The organism is Microbacterium helvum (assembly GCF_014779795.1).
Lineage (GTDB): Bacteria > Actinomycetota > Actinomycetes > Actinomycetales > Microbacteriaceae > Microbacterium > Microbacterium helvum.
Genome location: NZ_JACXZS010000007.1, coordinates 247,694 through 267,204, shown reverse-complemented (window position 1 = coordinate 267,204; position 19,511 = coordinate 247,694). Strand labels below are relative to the sequence as shown.

19 protein-coding genes are annotated in these 19,511 nt (G+C 71.3%); 7 read left to right on the top strand and 12 right to left on the bottom strand.

Going from position 1 to position 19,511, the window contains the following annotated elements; genetic code table 11:
* Window positions 1-13: 13 nt before the first annotated feature.
* The 6 genes from IF188_RS12580 to IF188_RS12555 form a co-directional block, all read right to left on the bottom strand.
* Window positions 14-295 (bottom strand): Fe-S cluster assembly protein HesB, encoded by a 282-nt coding sequence (locus tag IF188_RS12580; protein WP_191172147.1) that lies wholly within the window; start codon window positions 293-295, stop codon window positions 14-16.
* Between the two features lie 237 nt (window positions 296-532).
* Window positions 533-2,275, bottom strand: coding sequence for a carbohydrate-binding domain-containing protein (locus tag IF188_RS12575; protein ID WP_191172146.1), 1,743 nt, complete (start codon window positions 2,273-2,275; stop codon window positions 533-535).
* The gene (locus IF188_RS12570) at window positions 2,245-3,111 is read right to left on the bottom strand and encodes a polyphosphate polymerase domain-containing protein (RefSeq protein WP_191172145.1); all 867 of its coding nucleotides are present in this window, start codon (window positions 3,109-3,111) and stop codon (window positions 2,245-2,247) included. The genes IF188_RS12575 and IF188_RS12570 overlap by 31 nt, the downstream gene beginning before the upstream one ends.
* Window positions 3,108-3,743: a DUF4956 domain-containing protein gene (locus tag IF188_RS12565; RefSeq protein WP_191172144.1), complete on the bottom strand. Its 636-nt coding sequence runs from the start codon at window positions 3,741-3,743 to the stop codon at window positions 3,108-3,110. The genes IF188_RS12570 and IF188_RS12565 overlap by 4 nt, the downstream gene beginning before the upstream one ends.
* On the bottom strand, window positions 3,740-4,885 hold the full coding sequence (locus tag IF188_RS20565) for a GtrA family protein (protein WP_191172143.1): 1,146 nt from the start codon (window positions 4,883-4,885) through the stop codon (window positions 3,740-3,742). Before IF188_RS20565 ends, IF188_RS12565 begins: the two co-directional genes overlap by 4 nt.
* 4 nt (window positions 4,886-4,889) lie before the next feature.
* The gene (locus IF188_RS12555) at window positions 4,890-5,894 is read right to left on the bottom strand and encodes a phosphodiester glycosidase family protein (RefSeq protein ID WP_191172142.1); all 1,005 of its coding nucleotides are present in this window, start codon (window positions 5,892-5,894) and stop codon (window positions 4,890-4,892) included.
* Window positions 5,895-6,053: 159 nt separating this feature from the next.
* Between IF188_RS12555 and IF188_RS12550 the strand changes: the two genes are divergently transcribed.
* Window positions 6,054-7,610: a Re/Si-specific NAD(P)(+) transhydrogenase subunit alpha gene (locus IF188_RS12550; RefSeq protein WP_191172141.1), complete on the top strand. Its 1,557-nt coding sequence runs from the start codon at window positions 6,054-6,056 to the stop codon at window positions 7,608-7,610.
* Window positions 7,607-9,031 carry a Re/Si-specific NAD(P)(+) transhydrogenase subunit beta gene (pntB, locus tag IF188_RS12545; RefSeq protein WP_191172140.1) on the top strand — a complete coding sequence of 475 codons (1,425 nt, stop codon included), beginning with the start codon at window positions 7,607-7,609 and terminating at the stop codon, window positions 9,029-9,031. The genes IF188_RS12550 and pntB overlap by 4 nt, the downstream gene beginning before the upstream one ends.
* Window positions 9,032-9,096: 65 nt before the next feature.
* Here pntB and IF188_RS12540 read toward each other — a convergent pair whose 3' ends face one another.
* The 3 genes from IF188_RS12540 to IF188_RS12530 form a co-directional block, all read right to left on the bottom strand.
* The gene (locus IF188_RS12540) at window positions 9,097-9,447 is read right to left on the bottom strand and encodes a histone-like nucleoid-structuring protein Lsr2 (protein WP_191172139.1); all 351 of its coding nucleotides are present in this window, start codon (window positions 9,445-9,447) and stop codon (window positions 9,097-9,099) included.
* A gap of 78 nt (window positions 9,448-9,525) precedes the next feature.
* The gene (locus tag IF188_RS12535; protein ID WP_191172138.1) at window positions 9,526-10,449 is read right to left on the bottom strand and encodes a helix-turn-helix transcriptional regulator; all 924 of its coding nucleotides are present in this window, start codon (window positions 10,447-10,449) and stop codon (window positions 9,526-9,528) included.
* 183 nt (window positions 10,450-10,632) lie between these two features.
* On the bottom strand, window positions 10,633-11,241 hold the full coding sequence (locus tag IF188_RS12530) for a methylated-DNA--[protein]-cysteine S-methyltransferase (protein WP_191172137.1): 609 nt from the start codon (window positions 11,239-11,241) through the stop codon (window positions 10,633-10,635).
* A 208-nt stretch (window positions 11,242-11,449) separates the two neighbouring features.
* Between IF188_RS12530 and IF188_RS12525 the strand changes: the two genes are divergently transcribed.
* Together IF188_RS12525 and IF188_RS12520 are read left to right on the top strand one after the other, a co-directional pair.
* Entirely contained in the window at window positions 11,450-15,175 is a 3,726-nt protein-coding gene (locus IF188_RS12525; protein WP_396652781.1) for an AAA family ATPase, read from the top strand.
* Window positions 15,162-15,362: a hypothetical protein gene (locus tag IF188_RS12520; protein ID WP_191172136.1), complete on the top strand. Its 201-nt coding sequence runs from the start codon at window positions 15,162-15,164 to the stop codon at window positions 15,360-15,362. Before IF188_RS12525 ends, IF188_RS12520 begins: the two co-directional genes overlap by 14 nt.
* A gap of 11 nt (window positions 15,363-15,373) precedes the next feature.
* Here IF188_RS12520 and mscL read toward each other — a convergent pair whose 3' ends face one another.
* Genes mscL through IF188_RS12505 form a run of 3 tightly spaced genes read right to left on the bottom strand, consistent with a single transcriptional unit; the run spans window position 15,374 to window position 16,765 of the window.
* Window positions 15,374-15,778, bottom strand: coding sequence for a large conductance mechanosensitive channel protein MscL (gene mscL, locus IF188_RS12515; protein ID WP_191172135.1), 405 nt, complete (start codon window positions 15,776-15,778; stop codon window positions 15,374-15,376).
* Window positions 15,779-15,833: 55 nt separating this feature from the next.
* On the bottom strand, window positions 15,834-16,136 hold the full coding sequence (locus IF188_RS12510) for an FmdB family zinc ribbon protein (protein WP_191172134.1): 303 nt from the start codon (window positions 16,134-16,136) through the stop codon (window positions 15,834-15,836).
* Window positions 16,137-16,168: 32 nt separating this feature from the next.
* Window positions 16,169-16,765: a 5-formyltetrahydrofolate cyclo-ligase gene (locus IF188_RS12505; RefSeq protein ID WP_191172133.1), complete on the bottom strand. Its 597-nt coding sequence runs from the start codon at window positions 16,763-16,765 to the stop codon at window positions 16,169-16,171.
* Window positions 16,766-16,847: 82 nt separating this feature from the next.
* Here IF188_RS12505 and galU point away from each other — a divergent pair, with 82 nt between their 5' ends.
* From galU to IF188_RS12490, 3 genes are all read left to right on the top strand, one after another.
* Window positions 16,848-17,735: a UTP--glucose-1-phosphate uridylyltransferase GalU gene (gene galU / locus IF188_RS12500; RefSeq protein WP_191172132.1), complete on the top strand. Its 888-nt coding sequence runs from the start codon at window positions 16,848-16,850 to the stop codon at window positions 17,733-17,735.
* Window positions 17,736-17,758: 23 nt separating this feature from the next.
* Window positions 17,759-18,388 carry a GNAT family N-acetyltransferase gene (locus tag IF188_RS12495; protein ID WP_191172131.1) on the top strand — a complete coding sequence of 210 codons (630 nt, stop codon included), beginning with the start codon at window positions 17,759-17,761 and terminating at the stop codon, window positions 18,386-18,388.
* Between the two features lie 89 nt (window positions 18,389-18,477).
* The gene (locus tag IF188_RS12490; RefSeq protein ID WP_191172130.1) at window positions 18,478-19,449 is read left to right on the top strand and encodes a large exoprotein; all 972 of its coding nucleotides are present in this window, start codon (window positions 18,478-18,480) and stop codon (window positions 19,447-19,449) included.
* Window positions 19,450-19,511: the final 62 nt, after the last annotated feature.

Genomic DNA, 19,511 nt, shown 5'->3' with positions numbered 1-19,511 from the left:
CAGAGGCGCGAGGTCAGCCCTGGGCTGCGAGCGCGAAGCGCACGCCGCCGTCGTCGGACAGTTCCGCGTCGAGGACGCGGTCCTCGAGCGCGATCGCGGCGGTCTCATCGAGGAAGACGCGGGCGCCGTCGGTGACGACGATCGTGTCGGCCGGCTGAGGGTCGGGTGCGACGCTCAGTTCGAATCCGCCGGTGCCTCCCGTGTCGCGGATGCGGACTCCTCCGTCCTGGACGGCGGGCACCCGCGCGACGATCTCTTTGACGGCCTCGGCGGCGGTCTGGGTCAGCGTGAGCATGCTTTTCCTTTCCGTTTCGGCTGTGGACGGGCCACGATTCCGAGAACCCCGGCGGTGCGCAACCCGTACGCGCCGGATACGGGGCATTCGGAGGAACCTCCCACGTTCGGGGGTGAGTACTGCGGTGTGGTTTCCGAGGTCGGCTTGCGGCGTTTCGACTCGCTGCGCTCGCTCAACGAGCAGGAGGGGGCGCTTGGCTCGTTTCGCTCGCTCGACGACCGGGGAAGGCCGGGTGCGTCACGGGCGCTGGCCGCCGCCGGGAGCGCCGCCCATCCCGCCGGGGCCGCCCATGCCGCCGGCGACGTTCGACCCCTCGGTGACGGTCGCCGCGGTCGTGCCGTTCACGGCCACGCTGTACGCGCCGCCGTCTGTCACGGTGGGGCCGCTGTAGAACACGGCGGTGAAGTCGCGTCCGGCCTCGAACGTGGCGATCACGGTGCCGGAGGCATCCATCACGGTGACGGTGTCGCCCGCCGAACCCGAGGCGCTCGCCGCCAGCCACTGCTGCGCTCCGGTCGGATCGACCAGCGCGGTGCCCGCCACGAGCACCTCGCCGCCGTCGATCGTGATCGCGCCGTTGGCGTCGAGGGCGCCCTGTCCGCCCGCGTCGCTCGGGCCGCTGAGCACCGTAGTGCCACCCGTGATCGCGATCGTGCCGTTCGAGTCGAGGCTGTCGCCGCCCGAGACGACGGCCACCGAGCCGCCCGAGATCGTGATGGTCTCGCCGGTGTCCTGCTCGCCGCCCGAGCTCGCGCCGGCGCCATTGACGCCATCGTCGCTCGCGGTCACGTCGACCGTGCCGCCCGAGATCGCGATGTCGGTGCCCTCCAGCCCCTCATACGAGTCGGTGACGGTGACGTCGCCGTCGCGGATCTCCAGACGCAGATCTGCGTGGATGCCGTCGTCGCCGGTGGTCACCGTCACCGTGCCGCCGCCGATGCCCACCGAGCCGTTGGAGTGGATCGCGTCGTCGGCAGCATCCACGGCCACCTCGCCGCCGTCGATCGCGACGACGGCGCCGGCGGTGATGCCCTTCGCGCCGTCCGAGGCGCTCGCGGCGTCGGCTCCCGCGCTGATCGTGACCGTGCCGCCGGTGATCACGGCGTCGGTGGCGACGGCGATGCCGTCGTCGCCGCTGGTGAGGTCGACGGCGCCGCCCGTGATGGCGACGAAGCCCTGTGTGGCGTCCGAGTCCTGGTCGCTCTTGAGGGCGTCGCCGCCCGCGGTGACCGCGATCGTGCCTCCCTCGACGGTGAGCGAGTCCTTGCCGCGCAGGCCGTCGTCCGCCGCGTCGACGGTGATGTCGCCCGACAGGACGACGAGGTCGTCGGTCGAGGTGATGCCGTCGTTGCCGTTGCCAGAGACGTCGAGCGATCCGGAGCCCGAGATCGTCAGGTCGGCCGTGCTGTAGATCGCGGCGTTCGCCTCCGCGTCGTCGGTGTACGCGGCCGCGTCGGCCACCGAGTTGGAGCTGCCGTCGGCGAGGTACAGGGCCACGTCGTCGGCCCCGGTCACGGTGATCGCGGGGGAGTCGGATGCCGCGATGTCGGCGTCGTCCAGGATGAGCACGACCTGCGCGTCGTCCGGTGCGGCCACGACCACCTGGCCGTCGAGCGAACCCGACAGCCGGAAGACGCCCGCCGCCGTGATGGTGACGGTCGAGCCGTCGACGGTCGCCTCGTCGGAGTCGGAGGACGCAGTGGACCCGCTGAGCGTGATGTCGGCGGCATCCGATTCGCTCCACTCGTCGTCGTTCACCGTGGTGACGTCGTGGTTCGCGGCGAGGACCGCGGCTGCGGTCAGGTCGGAGTCGACCACGACCGCGGTCTCGCCGTCGGACGTGTCGCCCGTCGATCCGGCGGGTGTGGCAGAGCGCGAGGTCACGGCGGTCTGGGCGGCGCAGCCGGCGAGAACGACACCGGCGAGGGTCAGCGGCGCGGCGGCCAGGATCAGGCGGCGGCGAAAGTGGGGGCGGGGCATGACGAGTCCTCCTCGTTCGTGGATGCGGGGTTCGTGGGTACGGGATTCGTAGGGACGGATCGGGTCTGCGGCACGGCGCGGTGCGCATCGTCGAAGGGGCCGCGCAGCAGCCGCGACCAGCGGTTGCGCGGCAGCTCTGGGTGCAGCGCCGCCAGCCCGGTGGCGTACTTGCTGACGGTCGCGGGGCGGTGCCCTGCCCGCCACAGCGCACGGTCGACGCCTGACGGGCGGGCGCCGGACTTGGTCTCGACGATCGCCACCTGCGGCAGTGCGAAGCCGCGGCCGTCGGGCTCGATCCACTCCAGCGCGGTGTCGACCGTGGCGCGGCCGGAGCCGTCCGGTGCGAGCAGCGTCGCGCGGCGGTAGCGGGTCATGAGCGTCGCCCCGAGCTCGTCGGCGCGCTCGGCTGCGACGCCGATCGTGGTGAACGCGTCGGCGACGTCGTCGCGCGCGTCGTCGGTCAGCCGGTCGCGGTGCCGCGGGTCGTACTCTCCGCGATCCTTCACCGTGGTGCCGCGTGCGCCCCGCGTCTTGATCTCGAGGTACGACGCGCCGGTGTCGAGGTAGCTGCGGGTGCGCAGCTTGAACCGGCGACGCCGCGGCTGCGCTGCCATGCGGAAGCTCAGCAGGTCGGGCGTGTCGAAGTACACCGACTCGTAGGCGAACGCGCGGCCGCCGTCGATCTCGAGCACGCGCGTGGCGGGGTCGAGTGCGGCGATGACCGCGTCGAGGCCGGCGCACGGCACGACGTATTTGCGGTCGACGCGTGTGAGAAGGGATGCCTCGGCCACGAGCTCCTCCAGCGTCACGGCGTCGAATCTGTCCAGCGCCGTCATCGGTCCGCTCCGGTCGTCGCGCCTGAACCCAGCGACGTGCCGGCGTGCGCCGAGGCGACCCGGGCCGTCGAGCGGGCGCCGGGACGCGGCATCCGGTACCTGACATCGACGAGGGTCGTGTCGTTCACGAGATCGAGCTCCTGGATGGTCGTGGAGCTGACCGTGCCGCCCAGACGCGCCTCGAGCTCGGCGCGCAGTTCGTCGTCGTCCGACACCGCGCGGTCCAGACGCACCACCTGGTGGCGGGTGCGGGCGAGGAATGCCGGGTGATCGGCGGCCCACAGCACCACGAGGATGAGCGCGACGAGCGCGGCGACCGGCCATGGGTCGGTCTGCGGCAGGCCCGTGACCAGTCCGATCGCGAGTGCGGCGAAGTAGTAGGCCACTTCGCGCTGCGTGATCTCGGACGAACGCAGCCGGATGATCGACAGCACGCCGAAGAGGCCCAGCCCCAGGCCCATGGCGACCTCGGCGGTGCCGAGCACCGCAGCGACGGCCATGACCCCGACGTTGACCCCCAGGAACGCGACGACGAGGTCGCGGCGGTGGTGCCGGCGGTAGTAGAGCCCGAGGCTCAGGATGAGGGCGGCGGCCAGATCGATGCCGATCAGGATCAGTGCGCTGGGGGTCATGGGTTCCTCCCGATGTGGTGTTCGTTCGCATCCATTCGAGCCGTGGCCGCTATGGGGTTGCTATGACGAGCCGAAGGCCCTGGTTCGAGTTCGGTACGACCCTGCTGTGCGCCGGGTGGGCTGCCGAACACGAAGCTGCGCTGCACGCCGTAGCTGGTGGCGAACAGCACCGCCTCGGTCACGACCTTGGCGAGCACGAGGGGCATGCCGTACCGCGTGAGCGCGTCCAGCCAGACGATGTTCGAGGCCAGCAGCGCGGCGGCCAGCACGGCGTACCGGATGAGCTGGCGCGGCATCCCTCGCCTTCGCGCACGGAAGACCACGCGACGATTCACCGCGAAGTTGACCGATGCGCTCACGACCCGTGCGGCCAGGATCGACGGCACCAGCGCGCCGGTGAGCGCGGTGAGCGCGAGCAGCATCACCGTGTCGACCGCGAACGCGATAAGCGACGACCCCGCGAACAGCAGCAGCGGCAGCATGATGCGCACGGAGTCGACGATCGGGCGGAAGTGGCTCGACGCGTTGCCGTCGAGGTAGACCGTCTCGATCGGCACCTCGCGGGTCCGCACGCCCGCGCGCCGGCAGCGCAGCAGCACGTTCTGCTCGTACGCGAAGCGCTCGCCGGGCTGGTCCCTCACCCACTCGAGGAGTTGTGACGGGATGCCGCGCAACCCGGTCTGCGTGTCGCTCAGGCTCCATCCGGCCGCGAGCCGGAAGACGCCGCGGGCGACCGTGTTGCCCGCCCGCGACCGCAGCGGCACGCGACCGCTGAACGCGCGGCACCCGAGCACCAGCGTCGGCGCACCCGCCGCCGCGTCGGCGCGCAGCGCGTCCGCCACGCGCAGGATGTCCATCACGGTGTGCTGCCCGTCGGCGTCCGCGGTCACGACGTCGTCGCCGGCATGGACGGCGAGCACCCGGTCGAACCCGGTGCGCAGCGCGGCAGCCTTGCCGCGGTTGGCCGCGTGGCGCAGCACCGTGGCGCCGAGACCCTCGACCATGGCGAACACGGTGGCGAAGCCCTCACCGCTGCCGTCGTCGACCACGACGATCTCGATGTCGGGATCGGCGGCGAACAGCCCGGCGACCACGCCCGCCAATCGCGGGCCGGGCTCGTACGCGGGGATGACGACGATCACGGGATCACTCCGTGCCGGACGCGTCGGCGATGTAGAGGATGTCGCTCGTGCCGCGCTCGCCGCCGTTGGACGGCTGGTTGACGACCTCGCCGTTGAAGTACATGGTCGACGAGCCGCCGCCGTCGAGGTTGTACGCGGTGGTGGCGCCGAGATCGATCATGATGTCGGCGAGCTCGGTGAGCGTGACGCCCTCGCTGTACCCCGACTGCCGACCGTCGACCACGATGAAGACCAGATGGTTCTCGTCGATGACGCCGACGGCCGTGCGCGGCTGGTCGCCCTGGATGGAGTGGTTGCCGAAGTTGGTGTCGACCTCGACGTCCTCGATGCCGTCGACCGCGGCGCCGTCCTCGACGATCACCGGACCGAAGCTCAGGGTGTTCCAGGCGCCGTCGGCGAGGAGCTCGGCGGCACTGGTCGTCGTCTCGTCGTAGACCTCGACACGACCGTCGGTGTAGAAGGCGAGGCCCTGCCGCGCCGGCTCGTCACGGAAGACCACGCCGTTGCGGATCACGATTCCGGTGTCACGGAACCCGTAGTAGTCGCCGTTGATGGCGAAGATCGCGCCGTTGTCGGCGGCGATCTCACTCGTCAGCTCCGTGATGTTCTGGCCGAACTGGTCCTTCGCGAACGCGCTGCGCACCGTCGTCGCGTCCGACAGCGTCACGTCGGCGACGTAGTACGTCACCGTGTCGGAGCCTGACCCCTCCGTCACCGTCGAGACCGTGATCGAGGTCGAGCCGTCGGAGTACGTGGTGTCGGTCACGGTGGCGTCCGCGACCGTGGAATCGGCGGCCTCCGCCGGATCAGAGGCCGAGTCCGTGGTCGCGGTGGAGTTCTGCGCCTCGTACTCCGACACGTCGGCGATCTCGACGTGCTCGACCAGGAAGCGCTCGGCGGCCCAGACGGCGCCGCCGCCGGCGCTCAGGGCCACCACCAGGCCGGAGGCGATGAGAAGGTTGCGGGTGCGCCGCTTCGTGCGTCGCGTGTCGGTGCCTGTCGTGTCCATGATCCACGGGTACGGGCGCCGCTTACGGCGAGGCTTGCCGTCGGCGATGAACCGGCTCGGCGACGAATCCCTGTGCCCTATGAAACTTCGGTGGTTCTTATCGCCGGATCGGGCGACACGCATGGCGTTCCGGCGCGGCGGTCTGACATCGTGGCACGCATGACCCGCATTGGCATCGTCGCCGAAGCACCCGGCGAGAACCGGGTGGCCGCGACTCCGACCACCGTCCCCAGACTCCTCACCCTCGGCTACGACGTCGTCGTCGAGTCCGGCGCGGGGTCGGCTTCGTCCTTTCCGGATGCCGCGTACGCAGCATCCGGCGCGGTCGTGGTCGATGCCGACACGGCGTGGGCGTCGCCGGTCGTGCTGAAGGTCACTGCGCCGACGCCGTCCGAGATCGACCTGCTCGCGGACGGCGCGATCCTCGTCGCGACGCTGAGCCCGTCGCTGCGGCCGGACCTGGTGGCGGCGCTCGCGACACGTGGCATCACCGCGATCGCCCTGGACGCGGTGCCCCGCATCTCGCGGGCGCAGTCGATGGACGTGCTGAGCTCGATGGCGAACATCGCCGGCTACCGGGCGGTCGTCGAGGCGGCGCACGAGTTCGGCCGGTTCTTCACCGGCCAGGTCACGGCGGCCGGCAAGGTGCCGCCCGCCAAGGTGCTCGTCGCCGGTGCCGGGGTCGCCGGACTCGCCGCGATCGGTGCGGCGTCGAGCCTCGGCGCCATCGTGCGCGCGACAGACCCGCGTCCCGAGGTCGCCGACCAGGTGGCTTCGATCGGCGGGCAGTACCTCGAGGTCGTGGTGCCCGACGAGGCGAAGGAGGTCTCGGCCGACGGGTACGCGAAGGCGACGAGCGAGGCCTACGACCGCCGCGCGGCGGAGATCTACTCCGAGCAGGCCGCCGACGTGGACATCATCATCACGACGGCGCTCATCCCGGGCCGTCCGGCGCCGCGGCTCATCACGGCCGCCGACGTCGCGAGCATGAAGCCGGGCAGCGTCATCGTCGACATGGCGGCGGGCCAGGGTGGCAACGTCGAGGGCTCGGTGGCGGGGGAGCGGACCGTCACGGCGAACGGCGTCGTGATCCTCGGCTACACCGACCTGGCGGGCCGGCTGCCGCAGCAGGCGTCGCAGCTGTTCTCGACCAACCTCGTCAACCTGGTGAAGCTCCTCACCCCCGCGAAGGACGGCGTGCTCGCGCTCGACTTCGACGATGTCGTGCAGCGCACCGTCACCGTCGTGCGAGACGGCGAGGTGACGTGGCCGCCGCCGCCCGTCCAGGTCTCGGCCGCCCCCGCCGCCGCGCCCGTCCCCGCCACGGCGGCCACCTCCTCGGCCTCGGCCCGCGCGCCGATGTCGGCCGGGTCGCGCACGGCGCTCGTCTTCGTGGGGATCGCCGCGCTGTTCGCGGTGTGCGCGTTCGCCCCGCCGCCGCTGCCGCAGCACTTCCTGGTGCTGACGCTCGCGGTGGTCGTCGGCTTCTACGTCATCGGCCACGTCGCGCACGCGCTGCACACACCGCTGATGAGCGTGACGAACGCGATCTCGGGCATCATCGTGGTCGGCGCCATGGTGCAGATCACGGTGCCCGATCTCACCGTGCAGATCCTCGCGGCGATCGCCGTGCTGCTGGCGAGCATCAACATCTTCGGCGGCTTCGCGGTCACCCGCCGCATGCTCGCGATGTTCCAGAAGGGCGACGCCCGATGATCCCGGTCGCCGGAGCCGTCGCGGGGGCGGCCTACGTCGTCGCCGCCCTGCTGTTCGTCCTGAGCCTGGCAGGCCTCAGCAAGCACGAGACGAGCCGTCGCGGCGTCACGTACGGCATCGTCGGCATGGTGGTCGCGCTGATCGCGACGGTCTGGCTGACCGTCGCAGGCGCGTGGGGCACACCGTCGGGCACGACGGGCCTCGTGCTGCTCGTGATCGCCGTCGTCGTCGGCGGCTCGATCGGGCTGTGGCGGGCGCGCATCGTGGAGATGACCGGGATGCCTGAGCTCATCGCGCTCCTGCACTCCTTCGTCGGGCTCGCCGCCGTTCTCGTCGGGTGGAACGGCGCCCTGTACGACACCGGGCTCACCGGGGCGCTCGCCGACATCCATCACGCCGAGGTGTTCATCGGCGTCTTCATCGGCGGTGTGACCTTCACCGGCTCGATCGTGGCGTTCCTGAAGCTGTCGGCGCGGATCTCTTCGCGCCCGCTCATGCTGCCGGGCAAGAACGCGCTCAACATCGGTGCGCTCGTCGCCTTCATCGCTCTCACTGTCTGGTACGTGATCACCCCCGAACTGTGGCTGCTGATCCTCGTCACGGTGCTCGCGCTCGCGCTCGGGTGGCACCTGGTGGCGTCGATCGGCGGTGGCGACATGCCGGTGGTCGTCTCGATGCTCAACAGCTACTCGGGTTGGGCGGCGGCCGCGGCCGGCTTCCTGCTCAACAACGACCTGCTGATCGTCACCGGCGCGCTCGTCGGATCGTCGGGTGCCTACCTCAGCTACATCATGTGCAAGGCGATGAACCGGTCGTTCCTGTCGGTGATCGCCGGCGGGTTCGGCATCGAGGCGCCGCGCGGCGGCGACGAGGACCACGGCGAGCACCGCGAGATCGACGCCGCGGGCGCCGCCGAGATGCTCGCCGGTGCGGGGAGCGTCGTCATCACCCCGGGTTACGGCATGGCTGTCGCGCAGGCGCAGCATGGTGTCGCCGACCTGGTGCAGAAGCTGCGCGAGCGCGGCGTCGAGGTGCGGTTCGGCATCCACCCGGTCGCCGGGCGTCTGCCGGGGCACATGAATGTGCTGCTGGCCGAGGCCAAGGTGCCGTACGACATCGTGCTCGAGATGGACGAGATCAACGACGACTTATCGCGCACCGATGTCGTCCTGGTGATCGGAGCGAACGACACCGTCAATCCCGCCGCCGCCGAGGATCCGTCAAGCCCGATCGCGGGTATGCCGGTGCTGCGCGTGTGGGAGGCGTCGAATGTGATCGTGTTCAAACGCTCGATGGCGTCGGGGTATGCGGGCGTCGCGAATCCGCTGTTCTACCGCGAGAACGCCCAGATGCTCTTCGGAGACGCAAAAGAGAGAGTCGACGAGATTCTCATCGAGCTCTCACGAATTACGGTGCCGTGACATGAAATGAGAAGGGCCCTCGCGGCGATCCGGGATCGCGGCGAGGGCCGAGCGTGCGGTGAGGTTCAGTGAGCCGCGTCGTATGCCTCGAGGATGGATGCCGGAACCCGGCCCCGTTCCGACACCTTGAAGCCGTTCGCCTTGGCCCATTCGCGCACCACGCCGAGGTCGCGCTGTCCGGCGCGGCGCCGGCCACCCGACGCCGGGGAAGGGGCGGCCGAACGACCGGACGAGACGCGTCGGCCTGCCTCGGTGTACGGACCGAGTGCGGCGCGGAGCGCATTCGCGTTCTCTGCCGAGAGGTCGATCTCGTATGCGGTGCCGTCGAGCGAGAAAAGGATGGTCTCGCCGTCGCCGACTTCCAGGACGGTCCCGTCGATGTCGTCGACGAGTTGGTGGATGATTTTACGGGCCATGATGTCGACATTAGCGACGGGAATTCGCCGCGATCAAGGAATGGCTCTCGCCACGCCGTGAATGGTGTCGGAATTGTCTCAGGGCAGAATTCCCGCGCGGCGGGCCATGACGACCGCTGCATGGCGGGTGGAGGCATCCAGTTTCGCCATCGCCGACTGCAGATACGACTTGACCGTGCCCTCTTTGAGATCCAGGGTCGCGGCGATCTCGGCGTTGGTCGAGCCGAGCGCGGCGCACGCCAGCACGTCCACCTCGCGCGGCGACAGGCGCACATCGAGTTCGGCGAGCGGCTCGACCGCGTCGGACGACAGCGCAGCCACGCGCTGCTCCAGGCGGTCGAGTCGCGCGCGGATGGCCGGGTCCGACACCAGCGCCGAGATGCTGCGCAGCTCGGCGTAGGTCTCGCGCAGTCCCTCCTGCGCCGCGGCGGGAAGCGCCGGCGACACCCCCGGCATGGCCCGCGCGAGCGCCAGGCGGCGCTGCACCTCGTCGCGGATCCGCAGCTCGCTCGACAGCTCGTCGGCGACGGCGAAGGCGGGGCGCGCGACGACGTCGCCGACGGGGGCCTCGGCCCACGACCCGCAGTAGATGACGCCGCGGGCGCGGCCCGAGACGAGGATCGGCACGGCGAACAGGGTCGCGATGCCCTCGCCCAGCACGGCCCGGTCGTAGTCGTGCGTGATGCTCCGCGCGGAGCGGTAGTCGATCGCGAGGCGCGGCCGCTTCTCGATGAGCGCCCGGCCGCCGAGTCCCCTCGCCTGCTCGACGACGAGGCCGTCGAGGCTGTGCGTGCGAGCGCCGTGGATGGAGGTGACGTGGATCGCGCCGTCGAGCACGAGCCCGCCGAAGGCGACGGGAAAGCGGGTGCGCCGCACGAGCTCGGCGACGGCATGGTCGAGGGCCTGTGCGTCGCTCAGCTCGTCGGGTGCGCCGACGGCAGCACGGACCCCTGACGATGAACGCTCGGGGACCGGTGCGTGGTGGGGAAGGGACGCGCCCACGACTACCTGCTTCCGGCGATGACGGCGTCCTCGCCGCCTTTTGTAGCGTCGACACTATCATCGGGCGGATTCAGCGGCATCGGGCCGATTCGGCGGCATCGGGCCCATTCAGAGGCACCGGCCCATTCAGGGGAGGGGTGTGCGGGGTCCGGGTCGGTTCCCGGACCCCGCTGCGCGGGCGGCCTACACGCCCGCGGTCCGGGCCTCGCGCGCCCCGGCGGGCGCGGGCGGGATGCTCGGTCCCTGCTCGAGGTCGATGAGGTAGCGCTTGACGTCGGGTCGCCCGCCGTACTCGCCGAGCGAGCCGTCGGCGCGCACCACCCGGTGCACCGGCACCACGATCGAGAAGGGCGTGGTCGCGCACGCGGTGCCCACAGCGCGGGCGGCACGCGCGATGCCGGCGGCGATCGCCACCTCGCCGTAGCCGGCGGTCTCGCCGTAGGGGATGTCGCACACCGCCTGCAGCGCGGCACGTGCGAAGCCGCCGCGCACGAGCCGCCAGTCCAGCGGCAGGTCGAACGCGCGGCGCTCCCCGGCGAAGTACTCGTCGAGCTGGGACTGCGCGGCCTCGAACACCGCGGCGGCGGTGCCGGGGGAGGGTGAGGCTGCGGCATCCGCGTCTTCGTCGGGGACGGGGAGGGCGTGCAGCTGCAGAGCGACCCGTTCGATCTCGCCGTGCAGCGGGCCGTCGAACGGATGGAGCGTCACGATGCCGTCGTCGGTGACGACGATCAGGACGTCGCCGATGGGCGACGGGTGGACGCGGTAGCGGGGCGGTTCCGTCGGGGTCATGCGACCATCCTGGCGCGGCCTCCCGACGCTGTGAGGGGTGGACCTCGCCGATCGGGGACAACCGGCGGACGGCATGGCGCGCGGACCTTCTGGGGAGGAAGGGCGCGCCCGGTCACGTGTCCAATACCGCGAAACTCAGGTCCATTGCAAGTACCCCGCGGGCACGGCGCTTAGGGTAACTCGTGTGTGGCGAGCAGAGCGGAGCGCCGTGTTGGGCGCAGAGGACGCCGAACGCGGGTCGATCGTGACCCCCGGCGACCTCGGTCTCGCCGAACCCGACGTCACCGTCATGCACGTGGCCGAACCTGAGCGCGAGCGGCTGCGGGTGCAGTCGGCCGAGCTCGGCGGCCGCTCGACGCTGCAGCACTTCGTCGACGGCCAGGACGCGGCGATCGAGATCACCAAGGCGCATCCCGGAAGCCTGCCGCAGTTCATCACCGGGCGCTCGACGCTGCTGTCGAACCTCTTCCGCGACGAGGTGGCGCTGCGCGGCGCCCGGATCGCGGCCGAGCGGATCACGTCGAAGGATCTCGAGCTGCGCACGACCCGCGGCCTCGACACCGTGCGTCTCGCGGTGGGCCTCGCGAACTGGCGCATCGGCGGGCTCGTGTGCAGCGCGCCGGTGCTGCTGCGACCGCTCGCGATCCGGCGGCACCACGGCGACTTCGAACTCAAGCTGCACGGCACGTTCTCGGTCAACCCCGAGCTGGTGCGGGCGATGCGCCGTCACTACGGCATCGCGATCGACGCCGGGGGCCTCGCCGCCCTCGCGTACGAGGGAGGCGTGTTCAAACCGCAGCCGGTCATCGACCATCTGCGTGCGCTGACGGCCTCGATCGACAGCTACGCCGTGAAGCCCCGCCTGCTCGTGTCGAGCTTCGCGGACGTGGGCGGACGCATGGCCGCCGACGCCTCGGACCTCGACCACCCCGTGCTCAACGCGCTCGCCGGCCACGTGTCGGATCGCGAGGCGCTCACGATCCGACGAGACGGACCGGTGCCGACGAGCCCCGATCACCGTCCTCCCGCCTCCGACAATCTGCTGCTGGACGCCGACTCCGAGCAGGAGCGCGTGCTCGCCCGCATCGCCGACGGCCAGTCGATCGTCGTGCACACCCTGCCGGGCACCGGCGGCACCCAGACCGTCATCAACACGGTGGGCCAGCTGGTGCGCGACGGCAAGAGCGTGCTGGTGGTCAGCGCGCGGCGCTCCACGCTCGACGGCGTGCGGCATCGCCTCGCAGGCATCGGGCTGCCCGGGCTGGCGGTGTCGCCGGATCGGCTGCAGCGCGACCTCATCCGGGCGATCGGGCGGAACGAGAAGGCCGAGGCGCCCAAGGTCGCCGACATCGACGACGCCCTCGTCCGCCTGCGCGGCGTGCTCGGCGACTACCGTGCGGCCGTGACCGACCGGCATCCCTCCCTCGGCGTCTCGGTGCTCGACATCCTGCGGGCCCTGGCCACCCTGGCCGACTCGGGCGCCGCACCGGCGACCGAGGCGCGCTTCGACGAGGACGCGCTCGAGAGCCTCGCGACGACGCGCCCCGAGGCCGCGGCGAAGCTCGCGGCCGCTGCGCGACTGGGGGAGTTCCGGTTCGGGCCTGACGACTCGCCCTGGTACGGCGTCACCTTCGCGACGGTCGAGCAGGCGCGAGCGGCGCATGCGCTCGCGGGCAAGCTGCAGCGCAGCGATCTGCCGACCCTGCTGGAGCGCGGGTACGAGCTCGTGGGGCAGACGCGCATGCGGCCGTTCCAGACCGTGGACGAGCTCGGGGTCTACCTGCGCCTCATGCAGGGGATCCGCGACTCGCTCGACAAGTTCAGCATGACCGTGTTCGAGCGACCGCTCGGCGAGTTGATCCAGGCGCACGCCGCGCGCCGCGACGCCCCCGAGATGACCGGCGCCAATCGCCGTCGCCTGCGCCGGCTGTCGCGAGAGTACCTGCGGCCGGGCGTGCACGTCCCCGACATGTACGAGGCGCTGGTGCGCATCCACCACCAGCGCACCGAGTGGCAGCGTTACGTCGAGGCGGGGGTCACCCCCGAGGTGCCGCTGGGCCTCGGCGACGTGCAGGTCGCGTGGCATCGCGTGGAGTCGGAGCTCGGCGAGCTCGATGCTGTCCTCGGCCGCACCGGCCCCGACCGCCTCGCGGCGCTGCCGGTCAAGCAGCTCGTGCGCACGCTGGCGGGCCTCGCCGCGGACTCCGATGTGTTCGACAATCTCAAGGAGCGGGCGACGCTGCGCTCCGAGCTCGCCGCGCTCGGCCTGGAGCCGCTGCTGCTCGAGCTCTCGGTGCGGCACGTGCCCGAGGAGCAGGTCGCGGCCGAGCTCGAGTTCGCGTGGTGGCAGTCCGCGCTGGAGCTGGTGCTGCGCACCGACCGTGCCGTGCTGGGCGCCAACACGGCCGTCGTCGACCGCCTCGAACGGGACTTCCGCCTGGTGGACGAGGCGCACGCCGCGGCATCCGGGCCTCTTCTCGCCGCGCAGCTCGCGACGCAGTGGCGCATCGGGATCGTCGACCACGCCGACGAGGCGAGCGCGCTCAAGCAGGCGCTGAAGCGCGGTGCGGTGACGCCCGCCGAGCTCACCGCGGTCGCGCCGACGCTCTCGCGCACGCTCGCGCCGGTGTGGCTCGCGTCCCCGTACGAGGTGCCGCGGATCCCCGCGTCGTCCCCGTTCGATGTCGTCGTCTTGGCGGATGCCGGAGCTCTGTGCCTGGCGGAGGCCGCTCCCGCGCTGCGCCGCGCATCGCAGGTCGTCGCGTTCGGCGATCCCGTGACGCAGAAGCCGACGCCGTTCGTCGTGGCCGCCGGAGCCCCCGCGCTCCCGACGGCTACCCCGGTGGGCGAAGACGCGGACGAGCCGGTGCCGTTCGACGAGACCAGCGTGTTCGAGCGACTGGCCGAGCTCTTCCCGGTCGAGACGCTCACGCGCAGCTACCGTGCCGGCGGCGAGGACCTCGCGGCGCTCGTCAACGAGGCGTTCTACGGCGGGGAGCTCGTGTCGCTGCCGTGGGCCGGCTCCTACCTCGGCCGGGGCAGCCTCGCCGTGGACTACGTCGAGGGCGGCCATGGCGCACCCGACCCGGTGACCGGCGCGGTCGAGAGTCCCGACTCGGAGGTGGCGCGGGTCGTCACGCTCGTCGTGGAGCACGCGGTCAACCGCGGCTCGGAGTCGCTCATGGTCGTCACGGCCAGCGCCCGCCACGCCGAGCGGATCCGCGGCGCCGTCGAAGCGGCTTTCGTCGGCCGCTCCGACGTCGCCGACTTCGTCTCTCGCGACACCGCCGAGCCGTTCGCGGTGCTGACCCTCGAGGAGTCGGTGGCCGAGAGCCGGGATCGCGTCATCTTCTCACTGGGCTTCGGTCTCACCAAGCACGGCCGCGTGCTGAGCGACTTCGGCGACCTGTCGACGCCGGACGGCGAGCGGCTGCTGACGGTCGGCATGACGCGCGCGCGCAGGTCGATGGTGATCGTGTCGTCGATCCGGCCGTCGGCGTTCGACGACGGTCGCCTGGAGTACGGCGCCGCGACCTTGATGTCGATCCTCGGCGGCATCGCCGCGCGCGCCCGCGAGGCGCGGCTCGAGGATCTCGCCGACCCGCTCACGCGGGCGCTCGCCCGCGAGCTGCGCCGGGCCGGGCTGTCGGTGGACGTGCACTACCGCGGCCTGCTGCCGCTGGTCGCCCAGTACGACGGCAAGGCCGTCGTGGTCGAGAGCGACCCCGAGACCGTCGGCGAATCCCTGCGCGAGTCGCTGCGCCTGCGCCCGCAGGTGCTGCGGCGCCTCGGATGGCACTATGTGCGCGTTCACTCCTTCGATCTGTACCGCGACCCGGCCGACGTCGCCCAGCGCATCGCGGCGATGCTCGGCGTGCCGCCGGACGCGCCGCGTGTCGACAACGAGACGCAGCCCATCGATGTCGTCGAGTGACCGTCAGCGCATCGAGCGGGTGAAGGGCTCACGCCGGGCGAAGCTGACGCCCGCGCCCGGGACGACCGCCGAGCCGACGCCAGCCGATGAGGAGGTGGATGCCGCGGCCGCAGCCGGCGCGGCATCCACCGATTCCTCAGGGCCGAACGACGAGCGCATGCGGCGTGACGTCCCGCCCCACTACTGACGGGCGGTCCCTCAGGACTGCGGCTTCTGCAGCAGGTCGCGGATCTGCACGAGCAGTTCGGCCTCGCTCGGCAGTGCCTCGGGCTCTTCGGGCACGCCCTGCTTGGCCGCCGCGCGCTCCTTGAAGTGGTTCATCGGTGCGACGAAGACGAAGTAGACGACGATCGCCACGGCGAGGAATGCGATGACGGCGTTGATGAGGTCCTGGATCGGGAAGGTGACCGGCCCCCACAGACCCTGCACCGTGAAGCCGATCGTGCCGTCCTCGTCCGGCTTCCAGAAGAGCGCGATGATGGGATTGACCACGCTCGCCACGATCGCGTTCACGACCGCGGTGAACGCGGCGCCGATGACGACAGCGACCGCCAGGTCGATGACGTTGCCTCGGACGATGAATTCCTTGAAGCCCTTGATCACGGGTACCCCCCTGGGTGTGTCGACTGGGTGTCGTCCCGCGTCGTGGGGCTCTGGATCAGGCTCCGGACGACGCGGGCGAGGCCTTCGCCTCGGACTTCGATGATGTCGAAGTCGGCGAGGAGGCGCCACCCGAGGCATCCGATCCCGACGTCTTCGCGCCTGCGCGCGATCCCGAATCCGCTGAGCGGGAATCCGTGCGGTAGAAGCCCGAGCCGTTGAACGTGACGCCGATCGAGCCGTACTCCTTGCGGAGCGGTCCGCCGCACTCGGGGCACTCGGTGAGGGTGGGGTCGGCGAAGGACTGCACCGCGTCGAAGCGGTGACCGCACTGCTTGCAGGCGTAGGCGTAGGTGGGCATGGATTCTCTCGCGGGATTCGGTCGGTTCGGGTTCAGCGCCGCGTGGGCGCGAGGGTGATGGTCTGCGTGGGGGTGACGACGCCGGTCACGCGCTGGTCGTGGATGTCGCTGGGCACCTCGTCGACGAGTTCGGAGTCGTACACGACGGCGTACACCGGTGGGCAGCGCTCCATCGACCCGAGGGTCTTGTCGTAGAAGCCGCGGCCCCAGCCCAGGCGCATGCCCGAGCGGTCCACCGCAGCCGCCGGCACGATCAGCAGATCGACGTCGTTCAGCGCGATGGGGCCGAGCAGCTCGCCGACCGGCTCGGGCAGGCCGAACAGGCCTTCGGCGATCTCGCCGTCGGGCGTCGCGACGGCCCAGTCGAGCAGGCCGTCGGTGCGGGTGACGGGGAGCAGGACGCGGATGCCCCGGCCGGCGGCATCCGCGACGAAGGAACGCGTCCCGGGCTCGGTCGTGGTCGACAGGAAGCATGAGATCGATCGGGCGTCGTGCTCGGCGACGAGCGCGTCGAGCTGGGCATGGACACCTGCCTCGGCGGCTTCGCGTGCGGACTCCGAGATCAGCTGGCGTCGCTCGCGCAGCTCCGCGCGCAGGGCGCGCTTCGCATCGGCGATGGCGTCGGACATGCCGTCGAGTCTACGGGGCGCATCCCACAGGGCGTCCGGCCGCGAGTCGGGGGATCGCCGCCCGACGCCATAGACTCGGACAATGCCTCATCCCCCGATCAAGGCCGTGATCCCGGCCGCAGGTCTCGGTACCCGCTTCCTCCCGGCAACGAAGGCGATGCCGAAAGAGATGCTGCCGGTCGTCGACAAGCCGGCGATCCAGTACGTCGTCGAAGAGGCCGCGCAGGCGGGCATCGATGACATCCTCGTGATCATCGGCCGCAACAAGAACGCGATCTCGAACCACTTCGACTCGGTGCCCGAGCTGGAGGAGAAGCTGAAAGACAAGGGCGACCTCGACCGTCTGCACCGCGTTCTGGAATCCAGCGACCTCGCCGACATCCATTTCGTGCGCCAGGGCGAGCCGAAGGGCCTCGGCCACGCGGTGCTGCGGGCCAAGGCGCACGTCGGCGACTCGTCGTTCGCCGTCATGCTCGGTGACGACCTCATCGACGAGCGCGACGAGCTTCTGACCACGATGATCGCCGAGCACGAGCGCACCGGTGCGGCGATCATCGCCCTCATGGAGGTCGACCCGTCGCACATCCACCTGTACGGGGTCGCGTCGGCCGAGCCCACCGAGCAGGACGGCGTCGTCAAGGTCAGCGGTCTGGTCGAGAAGCCCAAGGCCGAAGAAGCGCCCTCGAACCTCGCGATCATCGGACGCTACGTCCTCAGCCCCTCGGTGTTCGAGATCCTCGAGCGCACCGAACCCGGCAAGGGTGGCGAGATCCAGCTCACCGACGCCTTGCAGGAGCTCGCCGCCGACCCGGACGGACCCGGCGTTTACGGCGTCGTCTTCCGTGGCCGTCGCTACGACACCGGCGATAGGGTGGACTACATCAAAGCCATCGTGCAGCTGGCGGTCGATCGTGACGATCTCGGCCCCGACCTGCGTCCCTGGTTCAAGGATTTCGCGGCGAATCTCTGACGCCGCCCGTTCGAGGGGGTCTCATGGATCTGACGGCTCCCCGCAGTCATGGCCCGGTGGCGATCCGGCTCGTGAAGCAGCGCGACGCGCGCGGGCTGCAGAACGAGCTGCTCGCCAACCGCGGCTGGCTGCGTCCGTGGGAGGCGACCAGCCCCGACGGGCCGGTGTCGTTCGACATGCGCGTGGGCGTGCGGCGGCTGCTGCAGCAGTACCGCGACGGTGTGGGCGTGCCGTTCGTCATGGAGTACGACGGTGAGCTCGCCGGCCAGCTGAACGTCTGGGGCATCGCCCGGGGCTCCCTGGCGTCGGCGACGATCGGCTACTGGGTCAGCGAGCGGTTCGCCGGGCGCGGCATCACCCCGACGGCCGTGGCGCTCGCGACCGACATCTGCTTCGGCGAGATGCGGCTGCACCGCATGGAGATCTGCATCCGCCCCGAGAACCGCGCGAGCCTGCGCGTGGTCGAGAAACTCGGCTTCCGCTACGAAGGACTGCGGCGGCGGTTCATCCACATCGACGGCGACTGGCGCGATCACTACGCGTTCGCGCTCGTGCGCGAGGACGTCCCCGAGGGCGTCCTGCAGCGCTGGGTGTCCGGTCGTGCGCCGCAGGACGCCGCGATGGTCCCTCCGACGGACCGCCTGCACGCCTGAAGGACCCGGGTCCCCGGTCGCCCACTCATCGCGCGACACGCGACGAGATGCGAGCGTGGCGGGCGTCCGGTCGGGTTACCGTGGTCTGCATGGGCGGGCAGGTGCTGGGCGGAGGTGTCGTCGTCCTCGTCGCGGCGGCGTTGTGGCTGGTGTATCTGCTGCCGACGTGGCACAGCAGGCGCCAGTACGACGCCGCTGAGCGCAACGCCGTCCGCCTGAACCAGGCGCTGCGCGTGCTCGCCGAGACGAGTGAGACCCCCGAAGAGGTGCGGCTGGAGCTCAACGCCCGCACCGCGGCCGCCCAGCAGAAGCTCGCCAAGCGCGCTCTCGCCGAACGTGAGCAGGCCGCACTGCACGGCGCGAAGGCCGACCTCGAACGCGCCCGCACCGAGAGGGCCGCCGCGGAGGCGGCGGCTCGGGTGGACCTCGAGCGCACCCGCGCCGAGCGAGCCTCGGCCGAAGCCGTCGCCCGTGCCCAGGTCGCGGCGGCGCGTTCGCTCCCCGCCGCCCGCCGCGCTCGCGTCCGTCGCCGGTTCCGGCTGGCCTCGACGTTCGTCGGGGTGCTCGGACTCGGACTCGCCGCGTGGGGCGCCTACGAGACCGTCACCAGCGGCGTGCAGACCCTGCTGTGGACGGGAGTCGGGCTGGCCGCGGCATCCCTTCTCATCCTTCATCGGCTCTCGCGGGTGGCGGCGAGGGCGGTCGCCCAGACGGTGGATGCCGCACCGCGACGCACCGCGGCGGTGCAGGACGTCGAGCTCGAGGCGGAGCAGCGGGCATGGGAGCCGCGGACGCTGCCGCAGCCGCTCACGGCCTCGGCCGGCTCGCGTGCGGCGGCCGTGCTCGACGCGCAGGCCGCTCGCGCGGCGCTGCGCCAGGCGGCGCTCGAAGAGGCGATGCGGGTGCGCGCCGACGAGCAGCGGCCGCCGTCGATCGACACCGCCCGCACGGCGCGGACGGCGTCGTCGGGCACCGACTACGCCCGCATGGGGTACGTCGACGATGCCGAGATCGAGGCCCACGTGCGCGATCTGCTGACCCGTCGCGCGGCGGGCGCGTGAGGCGCGCCCGGGCTCCTCGATCGATTCGGAGCACACCTCGAGCCGTGATAGTGTTTTCGAGG